Origin of the sequence: Streptomyces sp. NPDC059668 (assembly GCF_042734135.1) — a bacterium.
Lineage (GTDB): Bacteria > Actinomycetota > Actinomycetes > Streptomycetales > Streptomycetaceae > Streptomyces.
Genome location: NZ_JBHWEL010000002.1, coordinates 51110 through 66470 on the forward strand (window position 1 = coordinate 51110; position 15361 = coordinate 66470).

Below are 15361 nucleotides of genomic sequence, written 5' to 3' on the forward strand. Positions count from 1 at the left end.
GGCCCCGTGCAGTGCGGGCCCCGCCGGCCCGCGTACCCGCGTCACATCCCAGAAGGAGATGCTCGTGCCGTCCATCGACGTCGTCGTAGCCCGGGAAATCCTGGACTCCCGAGGCAACCCCACGGTCGAGGTCGAGGTCGGCCTCGACGACGGCAGCACGGGTCGTGCCGCCGTCCCGTCCGGCGCCTCCACGGGTGCCTTCGAGGCCATCGAGCTGCGTGACGGTGACCCCAACCGCTACCACGGCAAGGGTGTCGAGAAGGCCGTCCTCGCCGTCATCGAGCAGATCGGCCCGGAGCTCGTCGGCTACGACGCCACCGAGCAGCGCCTGATCGACCAGGCCATGTTCGACCTGGACGCCACCGACAACAAGGGCTCGCTGGGCGCCAACGCCATCCTCGGCGTCTCGCTGGCCGTCGCGCACGCCGCCTCCGAGGCGTCCGACCTCCCGCTCTTCCGCTACCTGGGCGGCCCGAACGCGCACCTGCTGCCCGTTCCCATGATGAACATCCTGAACGGCGGCTCGCACGCCGACTCGAACGTGGACATCCAGGAGTTCATGATCGCCCCGATCGGCGCGGAGTCCTTCTCCGAGGCGCTGCGCTGGGGTGCCGAGGTCTACCACACCCTCAAGTCCGTCCTGAAGACCAAGGGCCTGTCCACCGGCCTCGGCGACGAGGGCGGCTTCGCCCCGAACCTGGAGTCGAACCGCGCCGCGCTCGACCTCATCATCGAGGCCATCAAGCAGGCCGGTTACGTCCCCGGCGAGCAGATCGCGCTCGCCCTCGACGTCGCCGCGTCCGAGTTCTACAAGGACGGCAAGTACGAGTTCGAGGGCAAGTCCCGCTCGGCCGCCGAGATGACGGAGTACTACGAGGAGCTCGTGGCGGCCTACCCGCTCGTCTCCATCGAGGACCCGCTGTACGAGGACGACTGGGCCGGCTGGAACGTCATCACCCAGAAGCTGGGCGACAAGGTCCAGATCGTCGGCGACGACCTCTTCGTCACCAACCCCGAGCGCCTCGCCCGCGGCATCGAGGAGGGCTCCGCGAACGCCCTGCTCGTCAAGGTGAACCAGATCGGCTCGCTGACCGAGACCCTGGACGCCGTCGAGATGGCCCAGCGCAACGGCTTCAAGTGCATGATGTCCCACCGCTCCGGTGAGACCGAGGACGTCACCATCGCCGACCTCGCCGTCGCGGTGAACTGCGGCCAGATCAAGACCGGCGCCCCGGCCCGCTCGGACCGCGTCGCCAAGTACAACCAGCTGCTGCGCATCGAGGAGATCCTCGACGACGCCGCGGTGTACGCGGGCCGCTCGGCCTTCCCGCGCTTCAAGGGCTGACCCCGGCAGGGTTAAGCCTTAGCCAGTCGCACGTACGTCCCCGTACCCGGTCCCGTACCGTGTGCGGGGACGTCCGCACGTGTGAAGGGGAGGCGGGGACATGGCCGTGAAGGACCGGGACCGGTTCTCCACCGCGACCCGGCTGCGGCTGCTCGGCGAGCAGACGGCGGCCCGGGTCTACCGCTCCCAGACCAGGCGTCAGGCCCGGCGCTCGCGGCTGACCGGCCGGGCCGCGCTGCTGGCACTCGTCGTCTGCTCCCTGATCGTGGCCCTCGCGTACCCGATAAGGCAGTACGTGTCCCAGCGCGCCGAGATCGCCGACCTTCAGCGGCAGCAGGAGCAGGCCCGCGCCCGGGTCGAACAGCTGCGGGACCTGAAGGCGCGCTGGCAGGACGACGCGTACGCGGAGCAGCGGATCCGGGAACGGCTGCACTATGTGATGCCGGGTGAAACCGGATACGTCGTGATCGACCCGGACGCGGCGAAGCAGTCGCGGACGGACCGGGGGGCGGCCGCCCGCCCCTGGTACGCCAACGTCTGGGACGGCGTCGACAAGTCCGACCGCTCCGACCGGTGAGCTGACACGGACCGGTGAAACGACAGAGAAAGTGACTTGAGCACAGGCATGGAAACGCCCCCGCCGCCCACCCCGCGGACCGAGCCCACCGACGCGGACGTCGAGGCCTTCAAGCAGCAGCTCGGCCGCCCGCCGCGCGGACTGCGCGCGATCGCGCACCGCTGCCCCTGCGGCGAGCCGGACGTGGTGGAGACGGCACCCCGGCTCCCCGACGGGACGCCGTTCCCGACGACGTACTACCTGACGTGTCCGCGCGCGGCCTCCGCGATCGGGACGCTGGAGGCCAACGGCGTCATGAAGGAGATGACGGACCGTCTCGCCACCGACCCCGAGCTGGCCGCCGCGTACCGGGCCGCGCACGAGGACTACATCGCGCGCCGCGACGCCATCGAGGTGCTCGCCGGCTTCCCGAGCGCGGGGGGTATGCCGGACCGGGTGAAGTGCCTGCACGTCCTGGTGGCGCACTCCCTGGCGGCGGGCCCCGGCGTGAACCCGCTGGGCGACGAGGCGATCGCGATGCTGCCGGAGTGGTGGCGCAAGGGGCCGTGCGTGGGGGCCGCTGTCTCCGAGGGGTAGCGGAGGGCGGGCCTGCGCCGCGGCGGCCGTCCCCGGGGGCTGCCGCCCCCGGACCCCCGCCTTCGGCCTGAACGGCCTCGTCCTCAAGCGCCGGACGGGCTGAAGGGCGCGCCCCTGGCCGGAGCCGGCAGCTCGGCCCGAAGGCTCCGCTCGGGCCGGAACCATCGGCCTGGACGGCCTTGTCCTCAAGTGCCGGACGGGCTGAAGGTGCGGGCCTGTGCTGACAGGCTGACGCCCAGGCCAGGTATTTCAGCCCGTCCGGCGTTTGAGGACGAGCCCTTCGGGCGATGGCGGGGGTCCAGGGGGCGGCAGCCCCTTGGCGGAGCCCCGGGTAGGGGATGGGTCGGGCAGGGTCGCCGGGGCGAAATAGGCTGGGCCGGACGGCTGCACGCCGGAATCGGAAACCACCACAGGGGAGACCACAGCTCATGACCAGGGTCGCCGCCATCGACTGCGGTACGAACTCCATCCGTCTCCTCGTCGCCGACGCGAACCCGGCGACAGGCGAACTCGTCGACCTGGACCGCCGCATGACGATCGTCCGGCTCGGCCAGGACGTCGACCGCACCGGCCGTCTCGCCCCCGAGGCACTGGACCGCACCTTCGCGGCCTGCCGCGAGTACGCGGCGGTGATCAAGGAGCACGGCGCGGAGCGCCTCCGCTTCGTCGCGACCTCCGCCTCCCGCGACGCCGAGAACCGGGACGAGTTCGTACGCGGTGTCCTCGACATCCTGGGCGTCGAGCCCGAGGTGATCACCGGCGACCAGGAGGCCGAGTTCTCCTTCACGGGAGCGACCAGGGAACTCACCGGCCGGGACGACCTCGCCAAGCCGTACCTGGTCGTGGACATCGGCGGCGGTTCCACCGAGTTCGTCGTCGGCGACGACCACGTACGCGGCGCCCGTTCCGTGGACATCGGCTGTGTACGGATGACGGAGCGCCACCTGGTGCACGCCGGTGTGGTCAGCGACCCCCCGGCCCCGGCGGAGACCGACGCGATCCGCGCCGACATCGAAGCCGCGCTGGACCTCGCGGCCCGGACGGTCCCGCTGGGCGAGGCCCGCACCCTGGTGGGCCTGGCCGGTTCGGTCACCACGGTCGCGGCCATCGCGCTGGACCTGCCCGCCTACGACTCGGCCGCCATCCACCACTCCCGCATCCCGCGGCAGAAGGTCCGCGAGATCACCGAGCGGCTCCTGCACTCCACCCACGCCGAACGGGCCGCGATCCCCTCGATGCACCCCGGTCGTGTCGACGTCATCGCCGCCGGCGCCCTCGTCCTGCTGGCGATCATGGAGCGGACCGGGGCGGAGGAGGTCGTGGTCAGCGAGCACGACATCCTCGACGGGATCGCGTGGTCCGTCGCCTGAGCCCTGGCCGAGGGCGCCCGGGAGCGCTTGCTACCCACTGGTAGCCTCTCCTGAGCAGGTCGGACAACGCATGAGCGCGTGCAGGGGGCCATCCGGGCCCTCTCTGCGACACGCCGCCGGAAAACTTCGTGAAGTTCTTCACAAGGAATTCGGCCCTGATGGACGACGACTGGGCCACTCGGGTGCCATAGGGGTGCTCGCCGGTCCCGGAGTGATCCTCACCGGAGGGTTCCGGGAGTGTTTCCGACAGGTGAAGTCGGGGAGTGGTCCGGTGGGCCCGAACGCTCGGAGTGGCAGCTCACGGGCTCTTGACAACGGTCCGGCCCGAACACTGGTTCCCTCGTGGGGACATGACCTGGGTCACGTGAGCCGCGCAGTGTAGCAGAGGGCACCCCCAAGCTTGTGAAGGGGCGCACGAGCGACCCCCGAGGGGCGGGTGGATACTCGATGGCATGAGCACCACGGAGCGTCCCAGGATCCTCGTAGTAGGCGGTGGGTACGTAGGCCTGTACGCAGCTCGGCGCATTCTCAAGAAGATGCGCTACGGAGAGGCGACCGTCACGGTCGTCGACCCCCGGTCGTACATGACCTACCAGCCCTTCCTCCCCGAAGCCGCCGCCGGCAGCATCTCCCCGCGGCATGTCGTCGTCCCACTGCGACGCGTGCTGCCCAAGGCGGAGGTTCTGACCGGTCGGGTCACCACTATCGACCAGGACCGCAAGGTCGCCACGATCGCCCCCCTCGTGGGTGAGGCGTACGAGCTGCCTTTCGACTACCTCGTCATCGCGATGGGCGCGGTCTCCCGCACCTTCCCGATTCCCGGCCTTGCCGAACAGGGCATCGGCATGAAGGGCATCGAGGAGGCCATCGGCCTGCGCAACCATGTTCTCGAGCAGTTGGACAAGGCCGACTCGACCACGGACGAGGAGGTCCGCCGCAAGGCGCTGACCTTCGTCTTCGTCGGCGGTGGCTTCGCGGGCGCGGAGACCATCGGCGAGGTCGAGGACATGGCCCGCGACGCGTCGAAGTACTACGGCAACGTGTCCCGTGAGGACATGCGCTTCATCCTCGTCGACGCCGCGGACAAGATCCTTCCCGAGGTCGGCCCCAAGCTCGGCCAGTACGGCAAGGAGCACCTGGAGTCGCGCGGGGTCGAGATCTACCTCTCCACCTCCATGGACTCCTGCGTCGACGGTCACGTCGTGCTGAAGAACGGCCTTGAGGTCGACTCCAACACGATCGTGTGGACGGCGGGCGTCAAGCCCAACCCGGTCCTCTCCCGCTTCGGTCTGCCGCTCGGCCCGCGTGGCCACGTGGACACCCAGACCACGCTGCAGGTGCAGGGCACGGACTACATCTGGGCCGCGGGCGACAACGCCCAGGTGCCGGACCTCGCCGCCCGCAAGGCCGGCGTGGAGAACGCCTGGTGCCCGCCGAACGCGCAGCACGCGCTTCGTCAGGCCAAGCTGCTCGGCGACAACGTGGTCTCCGGTATGCGGGGCTTCCCGCAGAAGGACTACAGCCACGCCAACAAGGGTGCTGTCGCGGGCCTCGGCCTCCACAAGGGCGTCGCGATGATCGTCATGGGCAAGACGAAGATCAAGCTCAAGGGTCGTCTGGCGTGGTACATGCACCGCGGCTACCACGGTCTCGCCATGCCGACGTGGAACCGTAAGATCCGCGTCTTCGCGGACTGGACCCTCGCGATGTTCCTGAAGCGTGAGGTCGTCTCGCTCGGGGCCATGGAGACTCCGCGCGAGGAGTTCTACGAGGCGGCGAAGCCGGCTCCGGCTGCCGCCGCGGCGGCGCCCGTCGCCGCGAAGACCGAGGAGCGGGCCAAGGCCTCCTGACCCGCCGTCGGTCACTGTTTCAGACTGTCCAGCCCGAAGGGGCCTTCCGCCATCCGTGGTGCGGGAGGCCCCTTCGGCGTGCGCCGTAGGGGCCGGGGGTTCTGGAGGTGCGGGCCTGCGCCGAAGGTCCGGCGTGCGGCGCGTCCCCGGGGGCTGCCGCCCCCGGACCCCCGCATCGGCCTGGACGGCCTCGTCCTCGAACGCCGGACGGGCTGAAACACATGCCCCCGGCCGGAATCGTCAGCCCGCGCCCCCATCTCCGGCGCGGGCCCGCATCTTCAGCCCGTCCGGCGTTTGAGGACGAGCCCTTCGGGCGATGGCGATGCTCCAGGGGACGAAAAGCGTGGCGGCTACAGCTATTTTGCCCAGCTGTAACGCGGAAGGGGGACTGCGCAGGAGGCCGGTAGGTGTTTACGTGGTGTTGGAGCGTTCGGGAGTGTTGTCTCGGAGGTGTACGCCATGCAGGACGCCGCGCCGCGGCTGAAGAGCCTTGTCGAGCAGTTGCTGGGGTCCCCGTTGCCGGTGCGTATCCGCGCCTGGGACGGTTCGGAGGCGGGCCCGCCCGACGCCCCCGCTCTCGTGGTGCGCAACCGGCGCGCCCTGCGCCGGCTGCTGTGGAAACCGGGCGAGGTGGGTCTCGCCCGCGCCTGGGTCTCCGGCGACCTCGCCGTGGAGGGCGACCTGTACACCGCGCTGGACCTGGTGTCGGGGCTCATCTGGGACCGGGGCGAGGGCGCGCGGACCCTCGTGGAGGCCCTGCGTGACCCCGAGGTCCGCGCCGCGGCCCGGGGGCTGGTCCGGATGGCCGGGTCCCCGCTGCCGCCCGCCCCGCCCCGCGAGGAGGTTCGCAGACGCCGTCACCTGCACACCAAACGCAGCGACCGGCGTGCGATCAGCCACCACTACGACGTGGGCAACGACTTCTACGAGATCGTCCTCGGTCCCTCCATGGTCTACTCGTGCGCCTACTGGGAGGACGACGGCACCCTGGAGGGCGCGCAGCGCGACAAGCTCGAACTCATCGCCCGCAAGCTCGCCCTGAGGCCGGGTCAGCGGCTCCTCGACGTCGGCTGCGGCTGGGGCTCGATGGCCATGCACGCCGCCCGTGAGCACGGTGTGAGCGTCGTCGGGGTGACCCTCTCGCAGGAGCAGGCCGCGTACGCCCGTAAGCGGGTCGCGGACGAGGGTCTGACCGACCGGGTGGAGATCCGGGTCCAGGACTACCGGGACGTCACGGACGGCCCGTACGACGCGATCTCCTCCATCGGCATGGCCGAACACGTGGGCGCCGAGCGCTACTTGGAGTACGCGGAGGTGCTGTACCGGCTCCTCGCGCCGGGCGGACGGCTGCTGAACCACCAGATCGGGCGGCGGCCGCAGCGCGACGAATCGGCCTACTCGGTCGACGAGTTCATCGACGCGTACGTCTTCCCGGACGGCGAACTGGCCCCGGTGGGCACGACCGTGACGCAGTTGGAGCGGGCCGGTTTCGAGGTCCGTGACGTCGAGTCGATCCGCGAGCACTACGCCCTCACCCTGCGCCGCTGGGTCGCCAACCTGGAGGCGCAGTGGCCCCGGGCGGTGCAGCTGACCAGCCCGGGCCGGGCCCGCGTCTGGCGCCTGTACATGGCGGCGTCCGCGCTCGCCTTCGAGCGCAACCGCATCGGCGTCAACCAGGTGCTGGCGGTCAGGACACCGGAGCCCTCCGGCGACTCCGGGATGCCGCTGCGGGCGAGGAACTGGAACCCCGTCGTCCCGTAGTCCCGCGGCAGGTTCCGTGGCCGGTTCCTCGGCACCGACCGCGGAAGGGCCCCGTTCCGGTCCGGAACGGGGCCCTTCCGCGTACCGCCGTCGCGGCTACTCGGACTTGATCGCCGTCAGCATGTTCAGTCGCGCCGCCCGGCGGGCCGGCCACAGCGCCGCGAGCACGCCGACCGTGCCGGCGAGCAGCAGGAAGAGGGCCATCCTGGCCCAGGGCAGGACCAGCTCGTACGTCGCCATCCTGCTGCCGACGAGCTCGCCGGCCGCCCAGCCGAAGAACACCCCCAGGCCGATGCCGAGCACACCGCCGAAGAGCGAGATGACCAGGGACTCCAGGCGGACCATCCGCTTGATGCCCTTGCGGTCGAGGCCGATCGCGCGGAGCATCCCGATCTCCTGCGAGCGCTCGAAGACCGACATGGCCAGGGTGTTGATGACTCCGAGGACGGCGACGATCACCGCCATCGCGAGCAGTCCGTAGAGCATGTTCAGGATCAGGGTGAACATCTGCGCGATGCCGTTGGAGATGTCCTTCTTGTCCTGCACCTGGATGGCCGGGTTGTCGCCGAGGGCCTTCTCCAGCCTGGTCTTGGCCGCGTCCGACGTGCCGTTCGACGTCTTCAGCATGACCTGCATGTCCAAGGCGTCGGTCTGGTGCGGCGCGAGCGTGGCGTTGTCGAGGATGATGCCGCTGATCATCTGGTTGCCCTCGTACACGCCGGCGACCGTGAGGCGCTTCTTCGCGCCGTCCTCGTAGGCGACCGTGAAGCCGGAACCGGCCTTCCAGTGGTGGGACTCGGCGGTGTCCTTGTCGACGACGACCTGGCTGCCACCGACCTTGAAGGCGCCCTCGTCGACCTTGAGGTCGGTGAGCCGGGCGATGGACGCGCCGTCGACGCCCGTCAGGTACTCGGTGTCGCCGTCGATCCGCGAGGGCGCGTTGCGTAGGGGGCTGCTGGCGGTGACCCCGTCGAGCCCGGACAGCGTCTTCGCGACGTCGGGGGAGAGGGAGTTGCCGTTCGCCATCGAGACGACGTAGTCCGCCTTGAGCGCGGAGCTGGCCATCCTGTCGATCGCCTGCTGCAGGCTGCCCGCCATCACCGTCATCCCGGTGATCAGCGTCAGGCCGATCATCAGGGCGGAGGCGGTCGCGGCGGTCCGGCGCGGGTTGCGGACCGAGTTCTGGCGGGCCAGCTTGCCGGAGACCCCGAAGATCCGCAGGACCGGCGCGGCCGCCGCGATCAGCGGGCGGGACAGCAGCGGGGTGAGGACGAAGACGCCGATGATCAGCAGGACCGCGCCCAGGCCCATGGGGGCCTGCCCGTCCGAGCCGCTCATGGTCGTCGCGTACAGGACCACGGCGACGCCCGCGCCGGCGAACAGGGCGCCGAGCGCGTTGCGTACGACGAGGGACTTGGTGGTCGCCTGGGCGTGCACGCTGCTCATCGCGGCGACCGGCGGGATCCTGGCGGCGCGGCGGCCGGGCAGCCAGGCGGCGAGCATCGTGATGAGGACGCCGACGAGCAGGGCCGTGGCGACGGTGCCGGGCGAGATCACCAGCGGACCGTCCGGGACGGTGGCACCGAGGGTGCCCATGAGCGAGCGCATCGCCGCGCCGATGCCGATGCCCGAGACCAGGCCCGCCACCGCCGCGACCGCGCCGACGAAGAACGCCTCGACGAGGACGGACCGGGTGACCTGGCGGCGGGAGGCGCCGACGGCGCGCAGCAGCGCCAGTTCCTTGGTGCGCTGGGCGACCAGCATGGTGAAGGTGTTGGCGATGATGAAGGTACCGACGAACAGCGCGATGCCGGCGAAGACCAGCAGGCCCGTCTTCATGCCGCTCATCGCCGAGGCGATCTCGGTGGCCTGGTCGTCGGCGAGCTTCCTGCCCGTGGTGGTGGAGGCGACGTCCTTCGGGACGACCCGGTCGAGGGCGCCGCGCAGGGCCGTCTGACTGGTGCCGGGCGCCGCCTTCACGTCGATCTCGTCGAACTCGCCGACCCGGTGGAAGAGCCGCTGGGCGGTCGCCGTGTCGAAGAGGGCGAGGCTGCCGCCGGCCGCGACGTTGCCGTCGTCGGTGGTGAAGACGCCGGTGACGGTGGGGGTGAGGACCGGGCCGTCGACCGAGAGACGGACGGTGTCGCCGACCTTGTAGCCGGTGCGCTCGGCGGTCCGGGAGTCGATGGCGACCTCGTTCCCGCCCCGGGGCGCGTGGCCGCTCGTCAGCGGGTACCGGGGGTCCTTGGTGCCCCAGTAGTTCCCGCCCTGCGACTGGAAGCCGTTGCCGACGAGCTTGCCGTTCTTGCCGGCGACGGCGGTGAAGCCGTTCACGACGCCGATCGTGGAACCGGCGCCGGGGACCCCGGCCGCCTTGTCCAGCAGGGCCTGGGTGAGCTTCGGGTCCTTGCCGATCGTGTCGCCGGTGTCCTTGCGGCCCTCCGGCCGGATGGCGACGTCGACCTGGCCGAAGCCCTTGGCGGAGCTCTTCTGGTAGGCGTCCGAGATGGTGTTGGTGAAGACGAGGGTCCCGGAGACGAACGCCACGCCGAGCATCACGGCGAGCACGGTCATCAGGAGCCTGGCCTTGTGCGCGAGCACGTTGCGCAGGGCGGTACGGAACATGGGGTTTCTCAGTCCAGGAGGGTGAGGCTGTTCGGGACGGTGCGGGGTCCGGGGGCGGGTCGACGGCAGGTCAGCTGGTGCGGCCCTTGGCGTCGAACTGCTTCATGCGGTCCAGGACGGAGTCCGCGGTCGGCCCGTACACCTCGTCGACGATGCGGCCGTCGGCGAGGAAGACCACGCGGTCGGCGTAGGCGGCGGCGACCGGGTCGTGGGTGACCATGACGACGGTCTGTCCCAGCTCCCGTACCGAGTTGCGCAGGAAGCCCAGCACCTCCGCGCCCGAACGGGAGTCGAGGTTTCCGGTCGGCTCGTCGCCGAAGATGATGTCGGGCCGGGAGGCCAGCGCCCGGGCGACGGCGACGCGCTGCTGCTGACCGCCGGAGAGCTGTGAGGGGCGGTGGCTGAGGCGGTCGGAGAGGCCGATCATCGCGATGACCTTGTCCAGCCACTCCCGGTCCGGCTTGCGGCCGGCGATGTCCATCGGGAGGGTGATGTTCTCCAGGGCCGTCAGCGTGGGCAGCAGGTTGAACGCCTGGAAGATGAAGCCGATCTTGTCCCGGCGCAACTTCGTGAGCTGCTTGTCCTTGAGGGAGCCCAGCTCGGTCTCCCCGATGCGCACGGAGCCGGAGGAGAAGGAGTCGAGGCCGGCCACGCAGTGCATCAGCGTGGACTTGCCCGAGCCCGAGGGGCCCATGATCGCGGTGAACTCGGCCTGGCGGAAGTCGACGGAGACCCGGTCGAGGGCGACCACCTGGGTCTCGCCCTGTCCGTAGACCTTCGACAGTTCCGTGGCGCGGGCGGCCACCGTGGTGGTCCGGTCGGCAAGGGGCGTGGTGGTCACGGGAGGGTGCTCCTGTCGGGACGACGGCGTTTCTGGGGGACGTGTCCCATCGTCCCGGCCGTTCGGCGCCGTGGAGTCAGCCGCTGTTCCGGTTCCCGGGGCAGCCTCCGGTCGGACCGCGAGCGGCGGAGTCATACCTGGGGATGAGGGTGTTCCCTGAGCTCGCTCCGGGTACGGCCGCGGGGGTGCGTCCGTTCGGACGGTGAAATTCCGTCATTCCGTATACGCGTCTCCGGGCGGCCCGGAAGGCTATTGGCAAGTGCGGATGGCCCGTACCGGGGGCTGATGCACCCTCAGACCTCAATAAAATAAGACAACATCGGTTCGCCCGACCGCTGTTCGAGGAGCGGGCCCCGATAGGCTCGGAACCTCGACGCGGAGCCCATGGCCTGCCCGGATGGTGGAATGCAGACACGGCGAGCTTAAACCTCGCTGCCCCTCGCGGGCGTACCGGTTCAAGTCCGGTTCCGGGCACTTCGACGTCTTATGCGGCATACCTGGCGGAATGGCCGGTCGGCGCCGCCACTTGCCCCTGCCGTCGACGCGCGGCGCCCATCGCGTCCCCTTCGTGGCTCATGCGAGGGCGATGGAGGGCGAGGACGGGACGGTCGCGAGCCACCGCGCCCGGTGACAAGGGGACGATTTCCCCCGCATCCGCCGACGACACGGAGTATCGGTTCGAGCGGTACGCGGCCGAGTCGGTCAGGCGAGCCTCGTCGAAGACGTGCCGATACCGGACTGGGCCCAGTGACCCGCAGGCCCCAAGAACGGGATGAACACACCCATACCCCAAGAGCAGGAAGAGCAGGAAGAATGCCAGATTTCATACGAGAGGGGCGCCTGTTCCGGGTGGTCGGCTTCGCGGCGTCGCACCGGCAGCTGCTGCTGCGCAGCGAACCCACCGCGGTCGACGCGACGGACACCCGTGTCGAGGTGTACTTCGGCCATGTGGAGCTCATGCTGCTCAAGCCCCTCTACGAGAAGGGCATCCACGTCCGCCGGGCGACGGACGCGGAGTTCGCGGTGTTGCAGGAGCGCCATGACCTCCCCGCGGACGATGCGGCCTTCACCTGGATGATCGAACCGGGCGGGGACAGCTTCGTCGTCTCCGGCGATCCCTCGTGGCGCGAGGCGGACCGCGAGTTCGAAGACCCGTCCCTGTTCGACTTCAGCCGGCCCTGGCCCCCGGACTTCCCCGTGGAGCACGGCACCATCGGCTGACGCGGATGAGCACGCCGAGGGTGCTCAGCCAGACCCGCGGCACGAAGCGGCAGGTGGGTGAGCGGACGCCCGCCCTGAGCGCCGGGTGCGGGCATCCACCTTTCCCGAACTCGGCGCCATTTGGAGCCAATCGTTGACCAGATTCCCTCCTGTGTAAGCACCGTGTCTTGCGAGACGCTGTCTTCATGTGCCAGACGCATACTCGGAGGAGCGACGAGTCAGGTGTGGACCGGCCTCTCGCGGGAGCTGGTCAACCACGGTCGAGTGGGCCCGATGTGATGGACCGTCACTCAAGAGCAGTAAGATTGTCCGGCGTGAGTGGCTCGGTGAACCAACGCTGTTCGCGTCCCGTGGGCACGAGAAGAACCGTTCGAGAGAACGCCGTCTGACCTCGGCCCGGGTGGCGCAACGGGTAGACGCAGCCGCCTTAAACGCGGAAATGTGTGGGTTCGAATCCCACCCCGGGCACCCGTCGTTCCAGCCCGCCTCACCGAGGCGGGCTGTCCTGTGTGTGACGTTCTGTCCGATGCCATGAGGTGGAGGACGCGGTGACCCGTCCCCTCCCGACCCGTCCTCCCCCGGGCGCACCCCGCCGGAGGAGTTCGTCGCGATCCGTTGACAGTGAGCGCGTGCCGTCGGAGACTCACGTTCGATCGCGGTGAAGGAGATTTCACCTGGCGAACAGGCGCGGGGAGCGCGAAGGGGGTGCCGGTGCGTACCACCGTCGGGATCATCGGAGCCGGCCCGGCCGGACTGCTGCTGGCGCGGCTGCTGCGCAACGCGGAGATCGACTCCGTGGTGCTGGAGAGCCGCGACCGGGCGTACGTGGAGCGGCGGCAGCGCGCCGGGGTCCTGGAACAGGGGACCGCCGACGTCCTGCGGGCCGCCGGGGCCGGCGAGCGCATGGACCGGGAAGGGCTGCGGCACGACGGGATCGAACTGCGCTTCGAGCGGGAGCGGCACCGGGTCGACTTCCCGGCCCTCACCGGGGGCAGCTCGGTGCTGGTGTACGCCCAGACGGAGGTCTGCAAGGACCTGATCGCGCTCCAGCTGAAGGAGGGCGGTCCGCTGCTCTTCGGGGCCGAGGCGCTGGCGGTCGAGGGGGCGCGGAGCGACCGGCCGCGGGTCCGCTTCCGCCACGAGGGGCGCGAGGACGTGCTCGACTGCGACTACGTCGTCGGCTGCGACGGGTTCCGGGGCGTGGCCCGCGGAGCGGTGCCCGCCGAGCTCTCCCGCGTGTACGAGCGGACGTACCCCTTCGGCTGGCTCGGGATACTCGCCGATGTGGCGCCCTCCCACGACGAACTGGTCTACGCCCGCCACGACCGTGGCTTCGCCCTGCTCAGCATGCGCTCACCGGCCGTCTCCCGGCTCTACCTCCAGGTGCCCGCGGGCACGGAGGCCGGGGCGTGGGCGGACGAGGCGATCTGGGACGAACTGGAGCGGCGCTTCGAGACCGGTGACGACTGGCGGCTGGAGCGCGGGCCGGTCACCTCGAAGTCCGTCACCCCCATGCGCAGCTACGTCCACGAGCCCATGCGGTACGGGCGGCTCTTCCTCGCCGGGGACGCCGCCCACATCGTCCCGCCGACCGGAGCCAAGGGGCTCAACCTCGCCGTCGGCGACGTCGTGACGTTCGCCCGCGCCCTGACACACCTCCGCGCCACCGGTTCGGCCGAGCGCCTGGACACCTATTCCGAGACCTGTCTGCGCCGTGTCTGGCAGGCCGAGCGGTTCTCGTACGACATGACGACGCTGCTGCACCGGGCCCCCGGCGCGCCCCCTTTCGAGGACCGTATCCAGCTCGCCCGGCTCCGCCGGGTGGCCACCTCGCGGGCGGCGAAGACCGATCTGGCTGAGGGATACACCGGGTTTCCGCTGGAGTGAGACAACCGCGGCCGGCAGGGCCGGCCGGGCGCCGCGACAGGGGCCTGTCACGGCTTGGTACCAGTGCTCGCAGGCCAGGGAACACACGCGTACCTTGGCAGGACGAGGGAAAGATCCTCCCCAAGCAGTAGGGTCGATCCTTTGCCTACCTATTACCCTTGAGGCCAAGGCCGCGCAGGGTGGCCATGGAGGAGTGAAATGAGGAGCAGCAACCCGGTCTTCTCGCGACGGGGGTTCAGCCGCGACAACGGCTACGCGGGATTCAACGCGGCGCCGCAGGCCGGGGGACCCGCTGTCGGCACGCAGGCCAACCCGTACGCCCAGCAGGGCGGCAACCCCTACGCGCAGAACCCCTACGCGCAGCAGGGCCAGCAGTACGGCGCCCCGCCGCAGGCCCCGGCCACCACCGGCCGGATGACGATGGACGACGTCGTCATGCGCTCCGCCATGACGCTCGGCACCGTCACCGTCGGCGCCGTGCTGGCGTGGGCGCTGCTGCCCGTGTCGTCCACCAGCTACGGCCTCGCCATCGGCTCCGCCCTCGTGGCGTTCGTCCTGGCGATGGTGCAGTCCTTCAAGCGCAAGGCCTCGCCCGCGCTGATCCTCGGTTACGCCGCCTTCGAGGGCGTCTTCCTCGGGGTCATCAGCGAGATGTACAACGAGCGGTGGAGCGGCGCTCCCTTCCAGGCCGTGCTGGGCACCATGGCGGTGGCCGGCGCGACCCTGCTCGTCTACAAGGCGGGCTGGATCCGGGTGACCGCGCGGTACGCGCGCATCGGCATGGCCATCGCCATCGCCTTCGTGGTCGTCATGGCGGTCAACCTGCTGCTCGTCGCCTTCGGCGTCGCCGGGGACGGCGGACTGCGCAGCATGGGTCCGCTGGGCGCGATCGTCGGCATCCTGGCGATCCTGATCGGCGCGTTCTTCCTGACCCTCGACTTCAAGCAGATCGAGGACGGCATCGCGTACGGCGCGCCGCGCGAGGAGGCCTGGCTGGCCGCGTTCGGCCTGACCATGACCCTCGTGTGGATCTACGTCGAGATGCTGCGGCTGGTCGCCATCTTCAGCAGCAACGACTAGCGACGCGGCAACGACCGGCGACACGGACGGCGTCGCCGGCGGCAGGCGTCCGAAGGGCCCGCGAACCATCGGGTTGCGGGGCCGGGGGGGGGCGGGGGTGGCGGTGGGGGGCGGGGTGGCCCGGGTGGCGGGGGCGCCCGGGGGCGGGGGACCCCGAAGGGGTCACGGCGCGCCGCGGGGTGCGGGTATCCAGTTCGCGGCCGAACAGCGACGCGCCCGCCCAGGCGG

General features: G+C 70.5%; 11 protein-coding genes and 2 tRNA genes. 11 read left to right on the forward strand and 2 right to left on the reverse strand.

Annotation, left to right across the window (positions count from 1 at the left end):
* The first annotated feature begins 58 nt into the window (after nt 1-58).
* The 6 genes from eno to ACFV2J_RS02675 all read left to right on the forward strand — a co-directional run bounded on the left by eno (nt 59) and on the right by ACFV2J_RS02675 (nt 7479).
* Complete coding sequence (eno, locus tag ACFV2J_RS02650; protein ID WP_385095318.1) at nt 59-1345, forward strand: phosphopyruvate hydratase; 1287 nt, start codon at nt 59-61, stop codon at nt 1343-1345.
* A gap of 100 nt (nt 1346-1445) precedes the next feature.
* Entirely contained in the window at nt 1446-1922 is a 477-nt protein-coding gene (locus ACFV2J_RS02655) for a septum formation initiator family protein (RefSeq protein ID WP_385095315.1), read from the forward strand.
* Between the two features lie 48 nt (nt 1923-1970).
* A complete protein-coding gene (locus ACFV2J_RS02660; protein ID WP_385095312.1) occupies nt 1971-2498 on the forward strand; it encodes a DUF501 domain-containing protein in 528 nt (175 codons plus the stop codon).
* A gap of 428 nt (nt 2499-2926) precedes the next feature.
* Nucleotides 2927-3868 (forward strand): exopolyphosphatase, encoded by a 942-nt coding sequence (locus tag ACFV2J_RS02665; protein WP_385095309.1) that lies wholly within the window; start codon nt 2927-2929, stop codon nt 3866-3868.
* A 452-nt stretch (nt 3869-4320) separates the two neighbouring features.
* Nucleotides 4321-5718, forward strand: coding sequence for an NAD(P)/FAD-dependent oxidoreductase (locus tag ACFV2J_RS02670; RefSeq protein WP_385095306.1), 1398 nt, complete (start codon nt 4321-4323; stop codon nt 5716-5718).
* 459 nt (nt 5719-6177) lie between these two features.
* On the forward strand, nt 6178-7479 hold the full coding sequence (locus tag ACFV2J_RS02675; protein WP_385098362.1) for a class I SAM-dependent methyltransferase: 1302 nt from the start codon (nt 6178-6180) through the stop codon (nt 7477-7479).
* A gap of 96 nt (nt 7480-7575) precedes the next feature.
* On the opposite strand, the gene ACFV2J_RS02680 is transcribed toward ACFV2J_RS02675, so the two are convergent.
* Both ACFV2J_RS02680 and ACFV2J_RS02685 read right to left on the reverse strand, forming a co-directional pair.
* Nucleotides 7576-10104, reverse strand: coding sequence for an ABC transporter permease (locus tag ACFV2J_RS02680; protein ID WP_385093848.1), 2529 nt, complete (start codon nt 10102-10104; stop codon nt 7576-7578).
* Nucleotides 10105-10174: 70 nt separating this feature from the next.
* Nucleotides 10175-10945: an ABC transporter ATP-binding protein gene (locus ACFV2J_RS02685; protein WP_385093845.1), complete on the reverse strand. Its 771-nt coding sequence runs from the start codon at nt 10943-10945 to the stop codon at nt 10175-10177.
* Nucleotides 10946-11336: 391 nt separating this feature from the next.
* Here ACFV2J_RS02685 and ACFV2J_RS02690 point away from each other — a divergent pair.
* From ACFV2J_RS02690 to ACFV2J_RS02710, 5 genes are all read left to right on the forward strand, one after another.
* Nucleotides 11337-11419 (forward strand) — tRNA-Leu (locus ACFV2J_RS02690).
* 339 nt (nt 11420-11758) lie between these two features.
* A complete protein-coding gene (locus ACFV2J_RS02695; RefSeq protein WP_385093842.1) occupies nt 11759-12166 on the forward strand; it encodes a hypothetical protein in 408 nt (135 codons plus the stop codon).
* Between the two features lie 394 nt (nt 12167-12560).
* A tRNA-Leu gene (locus tag ACFV2J_RS02700) sits at nt 12561-12634 on the forward strand.
* A gap of 243 nt (nt 12635-12877) precedes the next feature.
* A complete protein-coding gene (locus tag ACFV2J_RS02705) occupies nt 12878-14053 on the forward strand; it encodes a 4-hydroxybenzoate 3-monooxygenase (RefSeq protein WP_385093840.1) in 1176 nt (391 codons plus the stop codon).
* A 198-nt stretch (nt 14054-14251) separates the two neighbouring features.
* A complete protein-coding gene (locus ACFV2J_RS02710) occupies nt 14252-15133 on the forward strand; it encodes a Bax inhibitor-1/YccA family protein (RefSeq protein WP_359489512.1) in 882 nt (293 codons plus the stop codon).
* The last annotated feature ends 228 nt before the right edge of the window (nt 15134-15361 follow it).

What these genes read in the sequence shown, in the direction of transcription:
- ACFV2J_RS02670 (WP_385095306.1), top strand. Translation starts at nt 4,321, where the DNA reads ATGAGCACCACGGAGCGTCCCAGGATCCTCGTAGTAGGCGGTGGGTAC.
- ACFV2J_RS02695 (WP_385093842.1), top strand. Translation starts at nt 11,759, where the DNA reads ATGCCAGATTTCATACGAGAGGGGCGCCTGTTCCGGGTGGTCGGCTTC.
- ACFV2J_RS02680 (WP_385093848.1), bottom strand. Translation starts at nt 10,104, where the DNA reads ATGTTCCGTACCGCCCTGCGCAACGTGCTCGCGCACAAGGCCAGGCTC.
- eno (WP_385095318.1), top strand. Translation starts at nt 59, where the DNA reads ATGCTCGTGCCGTCCATCGACGTCGTCGTAGCCCGGGAAATCCTGGAC.
- ACFV2J_RS02665 (WP_385095309.1), top strand. Translation starts at nt 2,927, where the DNA reads ATGACCAGGGTCGCCGCCATCGACTGCGGTACGAACTCCATCCGTCTC.
- ACFV2J_RS02660 (WP_385095312.1), top strand. Translation starts at nt 1,971, where the DNA reads ATGGAAACGCCCCCGCCGCCCACCCCGCGGACCGAGCCCACCGACGCG.
- ACFV2J_RS02710 (WP_359489512.1), top strand. Translation starts at nt 14,252, where the DNA reads ATGAGGAGCAGCAACCCGGTCTTCTCGCGACGGGGGTTCAGCCGCGAC.
- ACFV2J_RS02655 (WP_385095315.1), top strand. Translation starts at nt 1,446, where the DNA reads ATGGCCGTGAAGGACCGGGACCGGTTCTCCACCGCGACCCGGCTGCGG.
- ACFV2J_RS02675 (WP_385098362.1), top strand. Translation starts at nt 6,178, where the DNA reads ATGCAGGACGCCGCGCCGCGGCTGAAGAGCCTTGTCGAGCAGTTGCTG.